This window comes from Alkalihalobacterium chitinilyticum (assembly GCF_029028005.1).
In the GTDB taxonomy this organism is placed as follows: Bacteria; Bacillota; Bacilli; order Bacillales; family Bacillaceae_F; genus Alkalihalobacterium; species Alkalihalobacterium chitinilyticum.
Window position 1 is genome coordinate 271,984 of sequence record NZ_JAOTPO010000003.1, and the last position, 17,325, is coordinate 289,308.

The 17,325-nt window shown below is 38.6% G+C and carries 18 protein-coding genes; 1 reads left to right on the top strand and 17 read right to left on the bottom strand.

What is annotated here, in order from left to right; translation table 11 throughout:
• Positions 1-52 precede the first annotated feature (52 nt).
• The 9 genes from trmD to smc all read right to left on the bottom strand — a co-directional run bounded on the left by trmD (position 53) and on the right by smc (position 8,888).
• Positions 53-733, bottom strand: a complete 681-nt coding sequence (gene trmD, locus N7Z68_RS06295) for a tRNA (guanosine(37)-N1)-methyltransferase TrmD (RefSeq protein ID WP_275117616.1) — start codon at positions 731-733, stop codon at positions 53-55.
• Positions 734-1,252, bottom strand: a complete 519-nt coding sequence (gene rimM, locus N7Z68_RS06300; RefSeq protein ID WP_275117617.1) for a ribosome maturation factor RimM — start codon at positions 1,250-1,252, stop codon at positions 734-736.
• Between the two features lie 7 nt (positions 1,253-1,259).
• Positions 1,260-1,658 (bottom strand): YlqD family protein, encoded by a 399-nt coding sequence (locus tag N7Z68_RS06305; RefSeq protein ID WP_275117618.1) that lies wholly within the window; start codon positions 1,656-1,658, stop codon positions 1,260-1,262.
• Positions 1,659-1,833: 175 nt separating this feature from the next.
• On the bottom strand, positions 1,834-2,076 hold the full coding sequence (locus N7Z68_RS06310) for a KH domain-containing protein (protein WP_216828097.1): 243 nt from the start codon (positions 2,074-2,076) through the stop codon (positions 1,834-1,836).
• A gap of 69 nt (positions 2,077-2,145) precedes the next feature.
• A complete protein-coding gene (gene rpsP / locus N7Z68_RS06315) occupies positions 2,146-2,418 on the bottom strand; it encodes a 30S ribosomal protein S16 (RefSeq protein WP_216828013.1) in 273 nt (90 codons plus the stop codon).
• A gap of 89 nt (positions 2,419-2,507) precedes the next feature.
• Entirely contained in the window at positions 2,508-3,854 is a 1,347-nt protein-coding gene (gene ffh, locus N7Z68_RS06320; RefSeq protein WP_275117619.1) for a signal recognition particle protein, read from the bottom strand.
• 13 nt (positions 3,855-3,867) lie between these two features.
• Positions 3,868-4,200, bottom strand: a complete 333-nt coding sequence (locus N7Z68_RS06325) for a putative DNA-binding protein (RefSeq protein WP_216828015.1) — start codon at positions 4,198-4,200, stop codon at positions 3,868-3,870.
• 107 nt (positions 4,201-4,307) lie between these two features.
• Entirely contained in the window at positions 4,308-5,309 is a 1,002-nt protein-coding gene (gene ftsY, locus N7Z68_RS06330) for a signal recognition particle-docking protein FtsY (RefSeq protein WP_275117620.1), read from the bottom strand.
• A gap of 12 nt (positions 5,310-5,321) precedes the next feature.
• Complete coding sequence (smc, locus tag N7Z68_RS06335) at positions 5,322-8,888, bottom strand: chromosome segregation protein SMC (protein ID WP_275117621.1); 3,567 nt, start codon at positions 8,886-8,888, stop codon at positions 5,322-5,324.
• 318 nt (positions 8,889-9,206) lie between these two features.
• Here smc and N7Z68_RS06340 point away from each other — a divergent pair, with 318 nt between their 5' ends.
• Positions 9,207-9,428: a DUF1128 domain-containing protein gene (locus N7Z68_RS06340; RefSeq protein ID WP_275117622.1), complete on the top strand. Its 222-nt coding sequence runs from the start codon at positions 9,207-9,209 to the stop codon at positions 9,426-9,428.
• Between the two features lie 209 nt (positions 9,429-9,637).
• Here N7Z68_RS06340 and rnc read toward each other — a convergent pair whose 3' ends face one another.
• From rnc to sdaAA, 8 genes are all read right to left on the bottom strand, one after another.
• Positions 9,638-10,426, bottom strand: a complete 789-nt coding sequence (rnc, locus tag N7Z68_RS06345; protein WP_275117623.1) for a ribonuclease III — start codon at positions 10,424-10,426, stop codon at positions 9,638-9,640.
• Between the two features lie 144 nt (positions 10,427-10,570).
• The gene (gene acpP / locus N7Z68_RS06350) at positions 10,571-10,804 is read right to left on the bottom strand and encodes an acyl carrier protein (RefSeq protein ID WP_275117624.1); all 234 of its coding nucleotides are present in this window, start codon (positions 10,802-10,804) and stop codon (positions 10,571-10,573) included.
• A gap of 123 nt (positions 10,805-10,927) precedes the next feature.
• Positions 10,928-11,671 (bottom strand): 3-oxoacyl-[acyl-carrier-protein] reductase, encoded by a 744-nt coding sequence (fabG, locus tag N7Z68_RS06355; protein WP_275117803.1) that lies wholly within the window; start codon positions 11,669-11,671, stop codon positions 10,928-10,930.
• 7 nt (positions 11,672-11,678) lie between these two features.
• On the bottom strand, positions 11,679-12,620 hold the full coding sequence (fabD, locus tag N7Z68_RS06360) for an ACP S-malonyltransferase (protein WP_275117625.1): 942 nt from the start codon (positions 12,618-12,620) through the stop codon (positions 11,679-11,681).
• A gap of 13 nt (positions 12,621-12,633) precedes the next feature.
• Entirely contained in the window at positions 12,634-13,632 is a 999-nt protein-coding gene (gene plsX, locus N7Z68_RS06365; RefSeq protein WP_275117626.1) for a phosphate acyltransferase PlsX, read from the bottom strand.
• Between the two features lie 131 nt (positions 13,633-13,763).
• Entirely contained in the window at positions 13,764-14,321 is a 558-nt protein-coding gene (gene fapR, locus N7Z68_RS06370) for a transcription factor FapR (RefSeq protein ID WP_275117627.1), read from the bottom strand.
• A gap of 72 nt (positions 14,322-14,393) precedes the next feature.
• Positions 14,394-16,436: an ATP-dependent DNA helicase RecG gene (gene recG, locus N7Z68_RS06375; RefSeq protein ID WP_275117628.1), complete on the bottom strand. Its 2,043-nt coding sequence runs from the start codon at positions 16,434-16,436 to the stop codon at positions 14,394-14,396.
• Positions 16,433-17,320, bottom strand: coding sequence for an L-serine ammonia-lyase, iron-sulfur-dependent, subunit alpha (sdaAA, locus tag N7Z68_RS06380; protein WP_275117629.1), 888 nt, complete (start codon positions 17,318-17,320; stop codon positions 16,433-16,435). The genes recG and sdaAA overlap by 4 nt, the downstream gene beginning before the upstream one ends.
• Between the last annotated feature and the right edge of the window lie 5 nt (positions 17,321-17,325).

Here is a 17,325-nt window from a genome sequence, read left to right on the forward strand (position 1 = left end):
ATTTCTTTCTTTAGAACAAGGTGATAGAGAAAGTTTCCTATAAAATGATAAACTAGTCATTTAATAGGTCGGGACGGCGTTTCTTTGTTCGTTCTATTGATTGTTCGTGACGCCAGTTTTTTATATTTTCATGATGACCAGATAATAACACATCTGGTACTTTCATACCTCTAAAGTCAGCAGGCCTTGTATAGTGCGGATGCTCTAGCAGGCCTGTAGAAAACGAGTCGGTTACAGCACTCGTTTCATTTCCTAACACACCTGGCAATAGCCTTGTAACACTATCCGTAATGACCATAGCACCAAGCTCTCCGCCAGTAAGAACATAATCTCCGATCGAAATCTCATCAGTGACGAGATGCTCACGAATTCGTTCATCAAAACCTTCATAATGACCACACACTAAAATGAGGTGCTCTTCTTTTGCCAGTTCTTCAGCTTTTTTTTGTGTGTAGCGTTCTCCTTGTGGGCAGAGCAGGACAACTCTTGGTTTTGTCTGTTTATCTTTAACTAGATCATCAACCGCATCGAAAATAGGTTGAGGCATTAAGACCATCCCTGCTCCACCGCCATATGGGTAGTCGTCGACTTTTCTATGTTTATTTTCTGCGTAATTCCGAAAATCAACAACATTAAAGGTAACTTGTCCTTTTTCTGCGGCATGCTTTAGAATGGAAGAACCAAATACACCAGTAAACATTTCTGGAAATAATGTCAGTATATCAATCTTCACTTAAATTAACCCCTCAAGTAATTCGATTGTAATTTTCTTTTCAGCGACATTCACTTCTTTTACGACATCATCAATGTAAGGTATTAATATATCTTTTCCACCAGCTTTAGATTGAATCACCCAAACATCATTTGCTCCTGGTGAAAGAACTTCTTTTATTTTGCCAAGTTCCAAACCATCATTAGTGTAAACTTGACAACCGATAATTTCATGATAATAAAATTCACCCTCATCTAACTGACCTAAGGCATCTTCAGATACTTTTAAAGTGCCGCCTTTAAATTTCTCAACCTGGCTAATATTTGTATACCCTTCAAATGTTAATAAATCGAAGTTTTTATGCTTACGGTGAGATTCCACAATGACGGGTATCATTTCCCTGAGGTCGGGATGTTCAATGTATAGCTCTGAGCCGGGAGCATATCGCTCTTCTTCAAAATCCGTTGTTGAAATAATACGCAGTTCGCCTCGAATTCCATGTGTATTCACTATTTTTCCTACTTTAAACCAATTTTTCATAACCGTTTCATCCTTTTCTTATTTCATGAACGATTCCGTCCTTAATTATAATTTCTGCTTCTGAGAAAATATCATCCCAATTATCACCGATCTTTACTTCACAAATCGATTCAACTGTACCATCCCGTAATTCCGTTCCAATCTCCAATTTATTAAGCTGATGTACTTTAAAGTCAATACCTCTTAACTTTTCTTCACGCTGCTTAATTTCTTTTTGGAAATTATTTCTTAGAGTATGGTTTTGTTCATGACTTGTATGTTGCTTTATTTTTTTATGTAATTGAAACTTCAATTGTTCAAGCTCTTTAACTACTTGTTCTTTTTCGAAGTGGAGTTCATTTAACAGTTGATCTTTTCTTTTTTCGGTTAACACTTGCTTAATGGCAACTGACTTAATTACTTTCATAGTTCACCTCGTCTATTAGAAAAAAACAATTTTCTCACCTGTATATGAATATCGAAAGCGATATATTTCTTATACCTAGTTCCGATAGAAAAGTTAAGCTTGCACCATAATAAAAATGACGTACACCTTCTATTGTATAGAAGCTTATACAAAAATAAAAGGGCGAGGTTTCCCTCTACCCTTTTACTTCGTCAACAATATCAATACGGACTCGCTTGTTTGTATTCGTAGCAGCCGCATGAACGACAGAGCGAATAGCTTTGGCTATGCGCCCTTGCTTTCCAATGACTTTGCCCATATCGTCAGGATGAACTGACAATGCAAGGTGAACCGATTGGTTGTCAGTCGTTTCTGTGACATGAACTCTTTCGGGATGGTCAACAAGAGCTTTTGCAATATGTTCAACTAACTCTTTCATTGCATTCCCTTTCGTTTCTTCAGACATAATAAAGTTGTTCAAATTATGAACACATATTATAAATGCTGATTACTTGCTGTTTTTCTCGTTGTGCAGCTTTTCCATTAAACCAGCTTTAGAGAAAAGGTTACGAACTGTATCAGATGGCTTAGCACCTTTTAACATCCAGTCTAAAGCTTTCTCTTCTTTAATTTCAACTTTTGCTGGTTGAGTTAACGGGTTGTAAGTACCGATCTCCTCAATGAAACGTCCATCACGCGGTGCGCGAGAATCTGCTACTACTACACGATAAAATGGGGCCTTTTTAGAACCCATACGTTTTAAACGAATTTTAACTGCCATTCGTTGTACACCTCCAAATAATTTAACACAATAATTTATATTATAGTAATTTTCACTAGCTTGCAACTAGGAAAAAATGAAAAACGACTTTAGAATGGGAATTTAAAAGGCATTTTTCCTTTCTTCTTCCCTTTACCCATATTCGTCATTTGCTTCATCATCTTCTTCATATCTTCAAACTGCTTTAAAAGTCTGTTCACGTCTTGGATTGACGTCCCGCTTCCTTTAGCAATTCTTCTGCGACGACTAGCATTAATGACACTAGGATCTTGCTTTTCTTGCTTTGTCATTGACCGGACAATCGCTTCTACACGACCAATTTGTTTATCATCAACCTGTAGATTTTTCATGCCTTTTACTTTATTCATTCCTGGCATCATACCTAGAAGTTCATCTAGTGGTCCCATGCTTTTAACTTGATCAAGCTGCTCTAGAAAATCATCGAACGTAAAATCCATCGTTCTCATTTTTCTTTCAAGCTCACGCGCTTTCTCTTCATCAACGTTTGCTTGTGCTTTCTCGATTAAAGTCAAAACATCACCCATACCGAGAATTCTTGAAGCCATTCGTTCAGGATGGAATGGTTCTAGCTGGTCAACTTTTTCACCCATACCCGCAAACTTAATTGGAGTATTTGTTACTGACTTAACTGATAATGCAGCACCACCACGTGTATCCCCGTCAAGCTTTGTTAGAACAACACCCGTAATGTCTAATTGCTCGTTAAAGCTCTCAGCAACATTAACTGCATCTTGACCCGTCATTGCATCAACAACGAGAAGAATTTCATCAGGTTTTGCAATTTCTTTAACCTGTTTTAATTCATCCATCAACTCTTCATCAATATGAAGACGACCCGCAGTATCGATGATAACATAGTCATTATGTTCTTCTTTCGCTTTCTTAATCGCTTCTTCAGCAATTTGAACCGGGCTTACTTGATCACCAAGTGAAAACACTGGCATACTAAGCTGTTTACCTAGCGTTTCCAACTGCTTAATGGCTGCTGGACGGTATATATCGGCAGCTACTAGCATCGGTGTACGATTATGTTTCTTTCGTAAGTGATTGGCTAATTTTGCCGTTGTTGTTGTTTTACCAGCACCTTGTAAACCGACCATCATAACTACTGTTGGTGGCTTATTAGCAACTGCAATCTTGCTTTGCTCTCCTCCCATTAAAGCCGTTAATTCTTCATTTACAACTTTAATAACTTGTTGACCAGGAGTTAAGCTTTTTAGTACTTCTTGTCCGATAGCACGTTCTTTTACACGGGCGATAAATTCTTTTACAACTTTAAAGTTAACGTCAGCTTCTAATAATGCAAGTCGAACTTCTCGCATCATTTCTTTTACATCAGCTTCAGATACTTTTCCTTTACCACGGATTTTCTGCATCGTGCTTTGCAGTCGTTCCGCTAAACCTTCAAATGCCATTGGCCGTCGCCTCCTACTCTAGTTTTTCAAGAGCTTCGATGACGCTCATGATCTCTTCAGGAGTCGCTTCTGGTTTTAAGATTGCCGATTTTAACTTTGCAATATAGTTGGAACGCTGCTCGAATTTTTCGAGAAGCGATAGTTTGGCTTCATATTCCTCTAGCATTGCCTCCGTCCGTTTTATGTTATCATAGACGGCTTGACGGCTAATCTCAAATTCTTCGGCAATTTCACCTAGGGAGAAGTCATCTAAATAATAGAGTTCCATATATTGTCGCTGCTTAGATGTAAGTAAGGACTGATAGAAGTCAAATAAGTAATTCATCCTTAATGTTTTATCGAGCAAACGGACCATCCCCTTGTTAAGTGAATTCCCTTTACAAGAGATCATACTACACGAAAAGAAAATGAGTGTCAAGTTTTTTTCTTGAAAGACTAAAATCTAACTACAACTTATTGGTTTTCCTCTTCTTCAAGCTTCTCTTCTAATACATCTTTGAAAAGTCCATAAACGAACTGCTCTGCATTAAACGGTTGTAAATCATCCATTTTTTCACCAAGACCAACATACTTCACCGGGATATCTAATTCATGACGGATCGCAAGCACAATTCCACCTTTAGCTGTTCCATCCAGCTTCGTCAAAACGATACCGCTGACATCAGTTGTCTCACTAAACTGCTTGGCTTGACTCATTGCATTTTGACCTGTTGTTGCGTCAAGTACAAGCAGAACTTCATGCGGCGCATTCGGTACTTCCCGTTCAATCACACGCTTTACTTTTTCTAACTCTTTCATTAAATTAACTTTATTTTGCAAGCGACCTGCTGTATCACATAATAGAACATCAGCATTCCTTGATTTCGCAGCTTGTACAGCATCAAACATAACAGCTGCCGGGTCACTGCCCGCTTGTTGTTTAATCACATCAACGCCTACACGTTCACCCCATACCTCAAGCTGTTCAATGGCACCTGCACGGAAAGTATCACCTGCAGCTAAGAGTACAGATTTACCTTCTTCTTTAAACATATGGGCCATTTTACCAATTGTCGTCGTTTTACCTACTCCATTGACTCCAACGAATAGAATGACTGTCATGGCACCCTCTTGAATATTAAGCGATGCGTCTTCTTCATCTTTTTGTAAGAGTTCTGCTAACTTTTCTGAGATGACAGGTTGAATTTCTGAAGTATCTTTAATATTGCGAAGACGCACTTCATCTTTTAGGTTATCAATCAACTCCATCACTGTTGCGACACCTACGTCTGAGCTAATCAGCAACTCTTCTAGTTCTTCAAAGAAATCTTCGTCTACTTTACGGTAACGTGCAACTAATTCATTCATCTTACCAACAAATGAATCGCGCGTTTTTTCTAAACCAGTTTTAAACTTTTCTGTTACTGATTCTGTTTGACCTGTAATCTTATCTTTTAATTTCTTAAAAAAACTCATGTTAATTCCTCCTTAGCTTTCAACTAATTCTTTTGTCTCTTCTAGTTTAACGGACACAAGTTTAGATACACCAGACTCTTGCATTGTTACTCCATAGAGGACATCTGCCTCCTCCATTGTTCCTTTTCGATGAGTAATAACGATAAACTGGGTTTGTCCGCTAAATGCCTTTAAGTAAGAAGCAAATCGATTGACATTCGCTTCATCTAAAGCTGCTTCAACTTCGTCTAGTACACAAAACGGTACCGGCCTTACTTTTAGAATAGAAAATAGTAAAGCGATGGCTGTTAATGCTCGTTCACCACCGGACAGGAGTGCAAGATTTTGAAGTTTTTTGCCAGGCGGTCTCGCCATGATCTCTACTCCGGTCGTTAAAAGCTGATCAGGATTGGTTAATACTAAGTCAGCATGTCCACCACCAAACAACTGCTTAAATACGACTTTAAAATGGGCACTTATTTGATCAAACGTTTCCTTGAAGCGTCTGGTCATTTCTTCATCCATTTCCATAATAACATTAAAAAGGTTTTCTTTTGCCATTACTAAATCTTCTTTTTGTTCATGTAAAAATTGATGGCGCTCACTTACACGATCGTATTCTTCAATTGCACCTAAATTGACAGTACCTAACTCTTCAATCGCTAACTTTATTAACTTTACTTTTGTCTTAGCCTCTTCAGCTGGCATCAACAAAGGATGTTCATCTTGAGCCGCTTCGTAACTTAACTCATATTCTTCACGAAGATGTGATAAAAGATTATCCAACTGAACATCGTAGCGGTTTTTTTGAACCTCACATTGATGGAATTCATCGAGTACTAACTTTAAGTGACCTTTTTCAACTTTTAATGTTACTTCTAGACCGTCTAGTGACTGTTGTTTCTCTGTTCGTTCTTGACGCAGGTTACTAATAATAGTAATCGTATCGTCTTTTTTCTTTCGACTGGCTTCAATTTTCATCTCTAGATGACCTTCACCGTTCGTACTGTCACTCATTTCATTTTCAAGTAACCAATACTGTTCCTCATTATCTCTTAATACTGTGCCTATTTCTTCAACCTCATGTACTAAACGTTCTACTTTATCACGTTGGTTTGCCAATCGTTCTTCTTCTTTCGCTATATGGACCTTTAAGTCCGTTAATTCATCTTGCATCGTTTCTTTAGAAGTTTGCTGGAGCTTTTGTTTCGCTTCAATTTCTTTGACTTGACTTTCCAGAAGAGAAGTTGTTGCAGCTGACTGCTTTAATTCTGTCGATAACGCCTCTAATCGTCGTACCGCTGCGTCTTCATCTTTGGTGAGCATCGCTTGCTCTCGATCAAATAAAGCGAGTCGATCATTGACACTTTTCTCTTCTAACTCAACTTCGCGCAGAAGATTTCTTGCTTCGCGTTCTAGTTCACGGGCAGTTTCACCGGCTTCTCTTTGTTCTTGCAACATCGTTTCGCTTTTTTGCAGCTGTTGCTTAAGCTCTTTAACATATGTTTCGAGCTTAATTGTTTTTTCTTCCATTCCAGTAAGCTTTTCTGTTAAGTCTTCTAATTCTCGTTGGCGCCCTAACAACGGGGTAGACTTCTGCTTAATAGCACCACCAGTCATTGAACCACCTGGATTAACCACATCTCCATCTAAAGTTACAATCCGGTAGCTATAGCCAATTTTTCTCGCTAAATCATTAGCACCTTCTAAATTTTTTGCAATAATAACGTGCCCTAAAAGATTACCCATAATTTGTTCATAACGTCCGTCATAACCTACTAATTGAGAAGCGATACCGATAAATGCCTCATGGCTGTTAATTTGATGAATAAGGTCGCCTCTAATTGTCCGACCTTTAATAACAGGTAATGGTAAAAATGTCGCTCGACCAAACCCATTCTTTTTCAAAAAGGTAATAGCTTGTCTACCAGCCCCTTCTGATTCAACCACCACATGTTGAGTTGCCCCTCCAAGAGCAATTTCTATCGCTGTTTCATACTGCTTTGGAACGTTTATTAATTCTGCTACCGCACCTACAATTCCTTGTAGATTTCTGTCTCGTGCTTTTAGAACTTCTTTAACACCTTGGAAGAAGCCTGAAAAATCAGCTTGCATTTCCTCAATAACATCTTTTCTGGACTTCACCTGTTGAATTAAACGGAACGCTTCATAGAGCTGAGATTGTCTTGTATCATACTCTTTATTTAATTTCTCTATTTTTGCTTCTAATGCTCGAAATTGATCTACTTTTTCATGAAGTTCTTTTTGCCGAGTTTGAACAAGTAATTCATACTCACCTTTCTTGTCTAACACTTGTTTTCTTAATTGTAAAAGTTGATCATTATCGTCAACTAATATTTTCTCCTTACGTTTCGTACTAGCAACCTGATCTTCTAAATAACGAATCTCATTGCGTATCGACGCTTGTTCATTCACAATTTCGATATAATCCGATTTTAGTCGATCAAGTTCACCTTCAAGATCTTCTTGGGCTAGCGCTAACCGTTCTTGACGATCTAATAATTCTGTTGTTTTGGTTTGAAACTCTCTTTCCAATTTACGAAGTACTTCTTTTTCACTTGCTAGCGTCTTATCAAGAAGTTGCTTTTTTTCTTTCAGCTCATTAATTGTTTTTAGAAGTTGGTCACGATTATAATGAAAGTTCTTTTTTCGCTCTTTTAAAACTTCCTTCTGGCCTTCACTTTTTTCTAATGCTTCACTTGCTTGGAGCAACTCGTCCTGAAGCTCGTTCAGAGACGTATCAAGTTGACGAAGCTCCGATTGAAGTTTCTCAGTAGTTATCTCTTTATCTTTAATCTTATATGAGAGCTCATCACGCCGTTGCTCTAATGATTGCAATTGCTCCTGTGCTTTCGTCCACTTTTCATGAAGGTCGGTTATTTCATAAACCATGAGCGCAACTTCAACTTCTTTTAATTCTTCTTTTTTCTGCAAATAATCTTTTGCAATGGAAGATTGAATACGTAGCGGTTCAATCTGTCCTTCTAACTCGTGTAAAATATCTTCCACGCGGTTTAAATTTTCTTGTGTTTCCCAAAGTTTTTTTTCCGCTTTCAGCTTCCGGGTTTTATATTTTAAAACACCCGCAGCCTCTTCGAAAATAACGCGACGGTCTTCGGCTTTACTACTTAATATTTCTTCAACTTTTCCTTGTCCAATAATTGAAAAAGCTTCCTTACCAAGACCAGAATCCATAAATAAATCTACTATATCTTTTAATCTGCAAGTTTGTTTGTTAAGTTGGTACTCACTTTCTCCAGAACGATATACTCGTCTAGTCACACTAACTTCAGTATAATCTATCGCTAAATGCTGATCTTGATTATCAAGAACTAACGTAATTTCTGCAAAATTTAACGGCTTTCTCGTATCACTGCCTGCAAAAATAATATCTTCCATTTTTGAGCCGCGTAATGATTTAGCCGATTGTTCACCAAGTACCCACCGGATTCCATCAGATATATTACTTTTACCACTTCCATTTGGGCCGACTACTGCTGTCACTCCTGAGTCGAATTCTACTGTCATCCGATCAGCGAATGACTTAAAACCCATGACCTCGAAACGTTTGAGGAACATGTTTCCTTCCCCCTCAATTCAATAAACTTGTCTGACCATCCTATGTACGGGCTAGCCTTTCTTCTTTTCCTATACTAGACACTTGAATTAAATTGTAACCACGTTCCAATGTGCTTTTAATACAAGCTAGTACAAAAAAATAACAACTTTCCTATTTTATCATACCACTAATAGAAGTTGTTCAAAAAGTCTATGAAAAAAATTGTTTCCACATGAGTTAGACTCTTCGTTTTTATACAATGAATGTTTTAAGACAAATGAGTTATTATATGATATGATTACGGCATTAATACCTTTTATAAGGAAGGGAGTTCTCGAATGGACTTATCTGTTTGCAATCGTGAAAACATCGAGTTTATGTTAGAGGAAATCAAAAAGAAATTACAAATTGTTAATGCAGGGGCTTTAAAAGCTAAAAGTTTTGAAACGGATAAATACGAAGATTTAAAAGATATTTACGATTTAGTTCAACGTCAAAATAATTTCAGTGTAAGTGAATTAGATGCGATTGTCTCTGAGTTAGGAAAATTACGTAAATAGTACATAAAAGAGGATGACGTTCGTCATCCTCTTTTACTTATCCAGCAAAAAAACTCGCCGATTGCGAGCCTTAGGGGCGAAGACCGAGGCGGAGTTGCCCCTATACTTGGTACTTTTAAATTTCCACCCTCGTCGAGAAGCAGCTTTGCTAACATTTTATACTTTCCTAATGTACAAAAAAAGAGCTGGCTAGATAGCCAACCCCTTTCCTATAACTGTTCACTTAATTTCAACAAAGCTTGCTGGGCAGCATGTTGCTCTGCTTCTTTCTTTGAACGACCTACTCCCACTCCAAGGATTTGCTCATTTAATAGTACTTCTGATACAAATTCACGGCTATGCGCCGGTCCTCGTTCTTGAACAATTTCATAGTGAATTTGGCCAATATTATCTCGCTGGACAAATTCTTGCAACTGACTTTTGAAATCCATCATATGCGAAAAAGCACCGTCATTAATCTTAGGGTATATCGTCTTATCGAGAAAACAGTATACAGCATCAAGTCCTTGATCAAGATAAAGTGATCCAATAAAGGATTCGAAAACATCAGCAAGCAGCGCAGGTCGTTGTCTTCCGCCTGTCATTTCTTCGCCCTTCCCTAACAAGACTAATTCACCAAATGATAACTCATTTGCTAGGTTAGCCAAGGAAGCTTCGCAGACAATGGCAGCACGCAGCTTGGTCATATCTCCTTCACTCATCGTCTCAAACTTTTTATATAAATATTGAGAAACTGCTAACTCTAAAACTGCATCTCCTAAAAATTCAAGTCGTTCATTGTCTTGACTCGAGTTAATTCGATGCTCATTCACATAGGATGAATGAGTGAAAGCTTGAATAAGCAATTTATTATTCTGAAATTCTAAACCGATTTTTTGAAGCAATGCATCAAATTTTTCTTTTTGTTTTAAAGATAGTGTTAATCTTCGTGGTGCTCTTTTGCGATCACTATGATGGTTTGAATATCTTTTCCGATAATGTCTTGAAGAATTTGGCATGTCTTACCTCCAAACTGCCTTTAGCTATGATGTAAGTAAGAGGCTTCCTCGCAGGTGATGACTCCCTATGTATGTACATTTTAGGTACCCAAACATGCCTGCGAAGTCAGCCTCTCAATATAGGTTCTATAACCTTAATATGAACTACTGCTGGCTTTGAATGTAGCTAACTACATCTTGTACAGTAGAAATTTTTTCAGCGTCCTCATCAGAAATCTCAAGGTCAAACTCGTCCTCAAGTTCCATAACAAGCTCAACAACATCTAATGAATCTGCACCTAGATCATCTTTGAATGAAGATTCAGGCTTTACCTCTGACTCTTCAACACCAAGACGGTCAACGATAATTTTAGTAATACGCTCTAAAGTTTCTGCCATCTTCCGTTCACCTCCTCTCAAATGCTAAACAACCTTGTTTTATGTACAAAATAACATCGTATCTATTTTGCATGAAAGGATGGATAAAAGCAAATCCTTTCTGTATAAAAATAGAAACATTTGTTACGGCATGTACATTCCGCCATCGACATGAAGTGTTTGGCCTGTCATATAACTACTATCTTCTGACGCTAAAAAGCGTACAACACGAGCAATTTCTTGCGGTTGCCCTAGTTTAGATAGTGGAATTTGACTTAACATGCTTTCTTTAATTTCATCAGTCAATTGGTCAGTCATATCCGTTTCTATGAACCCAGGTGCAACAGCATTTACGGTAATGTTGCGGTTTGCTAGTTCACGTGCTAACGATTTCGTTAAACCAATGACCCCTGCTTTTGCTGCAACATAGTTCGCTTGACCTGCATTACCTAACACTCCAACTACCGATGAAATATTAATAATACGCCCTGAACGTTGCTTCATCATTTGACGAGTAACTGCTTTAGCACAAAGGAATACGCCTTTGAGATTCGTGTTAAGAACTGCATCCCAATCCTCATCTTTCATTCTCATAACGAGCGTATCACGAGTAATCCCCGCATTATTTACTAGAATGTCTAGTGAACCATATGTAGAAATGACTTCTTTTACCATCGACTGAACTGCATCACTATCCGCTACATCTGCTTGAATAGCAATCGCTTCTCCGCCATTCGCGACAATTTCACTGACTACAGCCTCAGCTTTCTCTTTGCTGCCCGCATAATTGACTGCCACTTTAGCACCATTTTGCGCAAGTTCTAGAGCAATCGATTTTCCTATCCCTCTAGAAGCGCCTGTAACAAGAGCAACTTTTCCGTTTAACATAGTCATACTACTCTCCTTTCATTTTTGTTACCATCGCTTCGATTGACTCGATGTCACTAATTGCATAAACATTAACTCTTCGTTGAACTTTTCGTACTAACCCGCTTAATACATTACCTGCACCAATTTCCACAAACGTATCTACACCAAGATCAAGTAAACGACGAACAGTATCTTCCCATAAAACTGGAGAATAGACTTGCTCAATTAATTTTTCTTTTATGTCTGCAGCACCTGTCACAACATCAGCAGTCACATTCGCAATTACTGGTACTTCCGCTTCTGATATTGTGATTTCATCGAGTACATTTGATAGCTTTTCAGCAGCAGGCTTCATTAAAGATGAATGAAACGGTCCGCTTACCTGTAAAGGAATGACACGCTTTGCCCCTTTTTCTTTTGCAGTTTCAGAAGCTTTGCGGACGCCTTCAGCTGTACCGCTTATTACAATTTGACCTGGACAATTTAAATTTGCGAGTTGGACAGCATCACCATTGTTTGAAACCTCTTCTGTAACTTCTAGCAACACCTCTCGATCCATGCCGAGAATAGCAGCCATCGCCCCTTCCCCAGCTGGCACCGCTTCTTCCATAAATAATCCACGTTGCCTTACTGTATGTACAGCATCTTCAAATGACAAGCTTTTCGCACATACTAGAGCACTGTACTCTCCTAAGCTGTGTCCCGCAACAAAATCTGGAGTAATATCATATTCTTTCAAAGCTTCTAAAACCGCAACGCTCATTGTCAGCAACGCTGGCTGTGTATTTTCAGTACGCTTAAGCATCTCTTCTGGACCGTTTAACATAATGTCAGAAAGTGAATATCCTAGTTTTTCATCAGCTATGTTAAAAGTTCGCTGGAGTTCCTGTTTATTTTCAATTAGAGATTGTCCCATCCCTACAAATTGTGATCCTTGTCCTGGAAAGATAAACGCTATTTTTCCCATCTTTTTTCTCCTTTTACTCAGCTTGTCGATTATACTTTGCCACTTCATTTTTTATGGTCGTTACCACCTGGTGATCTACCATTTCCTTTGCTTGCACAATCGTATGATAAAAAGCTACTTCGTCCGATGAACCGTGAGATTTAATAATCGGCGCCTTTAAACCAAATAATGCAGCCCCGCCGTATTCGGAGTAATCCATCGTCTTCTTGATTTTTAGGAAACTTGGTTTTAGTAGTCCCGCAACCAGCTTATTGAATATATTACTAGTCAATTCTCTTTTCAATATCGTGAAAAGGGAACCGGCTGCTCCTTCAGTTGCTTTAAGAACGATATTCCCTGTAAAACCATCACAAACGACAACGTCGACGGCACCGTTCAGTAAGTCTCGAGCTTCAACATTTCCTATAAAATTAAGATCTAATTCCTTTAGCAATGGAAATGTTAATTTTGTTAACTCATTTCCTTTACCATCTTCAGTTCCAACATTGAGTAAACCTACTCTTGGTCGATTGACTTTTCGAACCATTTGCATATAGATGCTGCCCATGATCGCATACTGATTTAAGTGCTCAGGTCTAGCATCCATATTTGCTCCGACATCAAGAATTAAGAAGCCTTGTCCAGACACCGTTGGTAACATGGGGGCCAATGCCGGTCGGTCAATCCCATTTATTCTTCCAACATATAGCAGTCCAGCAGCCATTAACGCTCCTGTATTTCCTGCAGAAATACAAGCATCGGCTCGACCTTCCTTCACTTCTTTAACAGCTAATACCATTGAGGCATCTTTTTTACGACGAACAGCCGTAGCAGGGGAATCATCATCTTCTATTTTTTCTTCCGTATGTAAGACCGTAATACGGTCGTTAGGTTGAATATGTTTTACAATTTCTTGTTCATTTCCTACTAATGTAATAGATAGATCAGGAAATTCTTTTAACGCTTTTACGGCTGCATCTATAGAAGCTTTAGGTGCATGATCTCCGCCCATAGCATCAATTGCGAGTTTCATATTAGATAACCCTCTTTTCCTTTATCGGTCAATACTAATTTATATATCAATTGCCGCTTTTCCTGCTTTTTTATAATGAAAACCTTACGACAAAGCTACTTATAAAAGGTCAACATTCGATTTTTAAGCGGTTAAGATTGGGTTGACCTATACATAACAAACTCTCCTGAGAATACTTTCTCTTGGTCAACAAAACTATTAACTTCTACAATCGTTCGATCCTTTTCATGCTTTAGAACTTTTGCTTTTGCGATTACCCGTTCCCCGACTTTTACTTGCCTTGTAAACCGAATGGTCGCCTTAGCCGTTAATGCAAGCTCATCATTAATGATTGCTACAGCTAAAGAGTTTGCTTGGGCAAACAAATGATGACCGCGTGCAATCTTTGTTCGAGAAAAAACTTGTTCATTTCCTATTTGTAAGATTGATATCGCGCTTTCATCTAGTTGAAGATCAATAATGTCACCAATTACTTCTTCAATCGGTAATGCTTTTACTTCATCGAGTTGCTGTTTAGCAACATCTTTAATTCTTTCCCTTAATTCAGGAATAGATAATTCCATTCTGTCTAATCTAATCGTTTGAACACTAACTAGAAATTTCTTTGCTAGTTCCTCATCTGTTACGAAAGGATTAGTCTCAATCGTTTCTAGTAACAGCTTTTGGCGTTCTTTCTTAGACTTTTTCATGTACGCCACCATCCAAAATATATGACTAGGTACTAATAGTAGTATATAATTCCAACTACTAAATAGCAATAGTTAATCTAGTTTTTCTCCACTCAATATCCCTTGCTCTTCTAAATAATAAACAAGTGCCTTGTACTCTCTATCTTCCCAAAAATGAGTAGAGTTAACAAATTCAACGGCATCTTGTCTTGCAACTTCTAGTGCTCGATAATCATGGACAACATCAGCGACTTTAAAGTTCGGAAGTCCACTTTGTTTTTGACCAAAAAAATCACCCGGTCCACGCAGTTCCAGGTCGCGTTCAGAAAGAGTAAATCCGTCGTTTGTTTCCGTCATGATCCTCATGCGCTCTTTCCCTACATCTGATTTAGGATCAGCTAATAAAATACAATAGGACTGATGCTCTCCCCGACCTACACGGCCTCTAAGTTGGTGTAACTGGGCTAGACCAAACCTTTCCGCATCATAGATAAGCATCACGGTCGAATTAGGTACATTGACTCCCACTTCTACAACCGTTGTTGAGACAAGAATTTGTGTTTCATTTTTACTGAAAGCCTCCATCACTTCATCTTTTTCAGACGGGTGGAGTCTCCCATGCATTAATCCTACTTTGTACTCTTTAAAATGCGTTTGCAATATTGCGTGAACGTCAATTGCATTTTGAACATCTAGTTTTTCCGATTCTTCAATTAATGGGCAAATGACATACGCTTGGTGCCCCTGTTTAATTTCTTTTTCAATAAAATGTAATACCCTTTCCAACATGTCATGTTTAACCCAATACGTTTCAATCGTCTTTCTACCTGCTGGCATTTCGTCAATGACCGATACATCCATATCACCAAATACTGAAATGGCTAACGTCCGCGGTATAGGTGTTGCCGTCATAAACAACACATCCGGGTTTTCTCCTTTATCACGAAGAATTCGGCGCTGCTCCACGCCAAATCGATGCTGCTCATCCGTAATTACGAGACCCAGCTTATGGAAATGAACATCATCTTGTATTAAAGCATGCGTTCCAATCACGACATGAATTTCACCAGCTTTTATTTTTTCAAGCTGTTCGCGTCGTTTTTTACCTTTTACAGAACCTGATAACAAGGCAACTTCTATACCTAAAGGAGATAATAGTTCTTTTATTGAACTAACATGCTGCTCAGCAAGTATTTCAGTCGGCACCATCAACGCCGCTTGAAAACCAGCGTCCACAGTAGCATACATCGCAACTGCTGCCACTACCGTTTTACCTGACCCAACATCTCCTTGCAGGAGTCGGTTCATCCTGTAATCTGCACTTAAATCATTCATGATTTCGTTAACGACTCGTTGTTGTGCACCTGTCAAAGGAAAAGGCAAAGAATCGATAAACTGTTCAACTTTTTTTCGGTTTGTCGGCATTGGTAAACCTTTTGTTTGTTCACGCTTAAATTTTCGAAACGATTGCATTTTTAATTGGAAAAGGAGAAATTCCTCGTACACCATGCGTCTACGAGCTTGTTTTACAAGTTCTGTCGATTGAGGGTAATGAAGCCTTAATACAGCTTCTTTTTTAGGAAGTAGTTTATATTTTTCGAGTATAAACGGTGGGAGTATTTCTTGTATTTCATTCGCATACTCCTTTAACCCTTGATAGATAATTTTCTTTAGAGTCGCAATTTTTAAGTTTCCGCCAACAGAGTATACAGGTGCAAGTTCATTTTGTCTCGTCACATCACCGATTTTAAATTCATTGACTGTCAATGTAAGCCGGTGGCGGTCCCATTTTCCTGTTATTGTAATAGAACTGCCAACCTGCAATTGCTTTTTAATAAATCCTTGATTAAAGAAAACTGCTGTTATCAGCACATTGTTAATTAAAACCCGAACCGACAGCCTTGTCTTTTTTTTACCAAAATAACGAACCGAAGGCTCACTATGAATTACTCCAGCCAATGTAATTCGTTCATCATGGTTAACTTCATGAATTTCTCTAATACGATAATCTTCGTAACGAAATGGATAATATTCGAGTAAGTCTCCTACTGTATATATACCTAAGTTCCCCAACTGTTTTGCCGTTTCTTCGCCTACTCCCTTAATGATTGTTACTGGTTGTGCTAATTGACTCATTTTTTATCAAGTGGAATTCCAAATATTTTTGCTTCTAACTCACGGCCAGTTGGGGTAGCCGCTAATCCACCTTGTGCTGTTTCACGAAGAGCAACCGGCATCGTCTGCCCTATTTTGTACATCGCATCAATTACTTCATCACATGGGATTCGGCTCGTAATACCAGCTAACGCCATATCAGCTGCAGTAATAGCAATCGCTGCACCCATTGCATTTCTTTTGACACATGGGACTTCAACTAAGCCAGCTACAGGGTCACAAACAAGACCAAGCATATTCTTTAATGCAATCGCCATCGCTTCTGCAGATTGACTAGGAGGTCCACCAGCTAATTCTACAATTGCTGCAGCTGCCATACCTGTTGCAGAGCCAACTTCTGCCTGACATCCACCTGCAGCTCCTGAAATGGAGGCATTATTCGCTACTACAAAACCAAATGCTCCTGCAGTAAAAAGAAATCGTACCTTTTGTTCTTTGGTCGGGTTAAGTTTATTTTGCAAACCAAATAAAGTACCTGGGACGACACCAGCCGAACCTGCTGTTGGTGTAGCACAAATTGTACCCATTGCCGCATTAACTTCATTGGTTGCAATTGCCTTACTTACCGCATCAAGGAGAATATCACCTGTTAGGGATTTCCCGGATTTAATATATTCCTGCAGAAGAACTGCATCTCCACCTGTTAAGCCTGATACCGATTTAACATTTTCTTTAATTCCCCGGTTAACCGCTTCTTCCATAATGTCTAGGTTTTTTTCCATCATGGAAAAAACCTCATCTCGACTTCTGTCTGCAACTTCCATCTCTTGCTTTATCATTACTTCAGAAATGGGTATTTGATTTGATTCTGCTAATTCAACTAATTCCGCAACATTACGAAACATAATTA

What these genes read in the sequence shown, in the direction of transcription:
- ftsY (WP_275117620.1), bottom strand. Translation starts at nt 5,309, where the DNA reads ATGAGTTTTTTTAAGAAATTAAAAGATAAGATTACAGGTCAAACAGAA.
- recG (WP_275117628.1), bottom strand. Translation starts at nt 16,436, where the DNA reads ATGAGTCAATTAGCACAACCAGTAACAATCATTAAGGGAGTAGGCGAA.
- fapR (WP_275117627.1), bottom strand. Translation starts at nt 14,321, where the DNA reads ATGAAAAAGTCTAAGAAAGAACGCCAAAAGCTGTTACTAGAAACGATT.
- N7Z68_RS06310 (WP_216828097.1), bottom strand. Translation starts at nt 2,076, where the DNA reads ATGAAAGAGTTAGTTGAACATATTGCAAAAGCTCTTGTTGACCATCCC.
- rnc (WP_275117623.1), bottom strand. Translation starts at nt 10,426, where the DNA reads ATGCCAAATTCTTCAAGACATTATCGGAAAAGATATTCAAACCATCAT.
- N7Z68_RS06305 (WP_275117618.1), bottom strand. Translation starts at nt 1,658, where the DNA reads ATGAAAGTAATTAAGTCAGTTGCCATTAAGCAAGTGTTAACCGAAAAA.
- rpsP (WP_216828013.1), bottom strand. Translation starts at nt 2,418, where the DNA reads ATGGCAGTTAAAATTCGTTTAAAACGTATGGGTTCTAAAAAGGCCCCA.
- sdaAA (WP_275117629.1), bottom strand. Translation starts at nt 17,320, where the DNA reads ATGTTTCGTAATGTTGCGGAATTAGTTGAATTAGCAGAATCAAATCAA.
- plsX (WP_275117626.1), bottom strand. Translation starts at nt 13,632, where the DNA reads ATGAAACTCGCAATTGATGCTATGGGCGGAGATCATGCACCTAAAGCT.
- smc (WP_275117621.1), bottom strand. Translation starts at nt 8,888, where the DNA reads ATGTTCCTCAAACGTTTCGAGGTCATGGGTTTTAAGTCATTCGCTGAT.
- fabG (WP_275117803.1), bottom strand. Translation starts at nt 11,671, where the DNA reads ATGTTAAACGGAAAAGTTGCTCTTGTTACAGGCGCTTCTAGAGGGATA.
- ffh (WP_275117619.1), bottom strand. Translation starts at nt 3,854, where the DNA reads ATGGCATTTGAAGGTTTAGCGGAACGACTGCAAAGCACGATGCAGAAA.
- fabD (WP_275117625.1), bottom strand. Translation starts at nt 12,620, where the DNA reads ATGGGAAAAATAGCGTTTATCTTTCCAGGACAAGGATCACAATTTGTA.
- acpP (WP_275117624.1), bottom strand. Translation starts at nt 10,804, where the DNA reads ATGGCAGAAACTTTAGAGCGTATTACTAAAATTATCGTTGACCGTCTT.
- rimM (WP_275117617.1), bottom strand. Translation starts at nt 1,252, where the DNA reads ATGAAAAATTGGTTTAAAGTAGGAAAAATAGTGAATACACATGGAATT.
- N7Z68_RS06340 (WP_275117622.1), top strand. Translation starts at nt 9,207, where the DNA reads ATGGACTTATCTGTTTGCAATCGTGAAAACATCGAGTTTATGTTAGAG.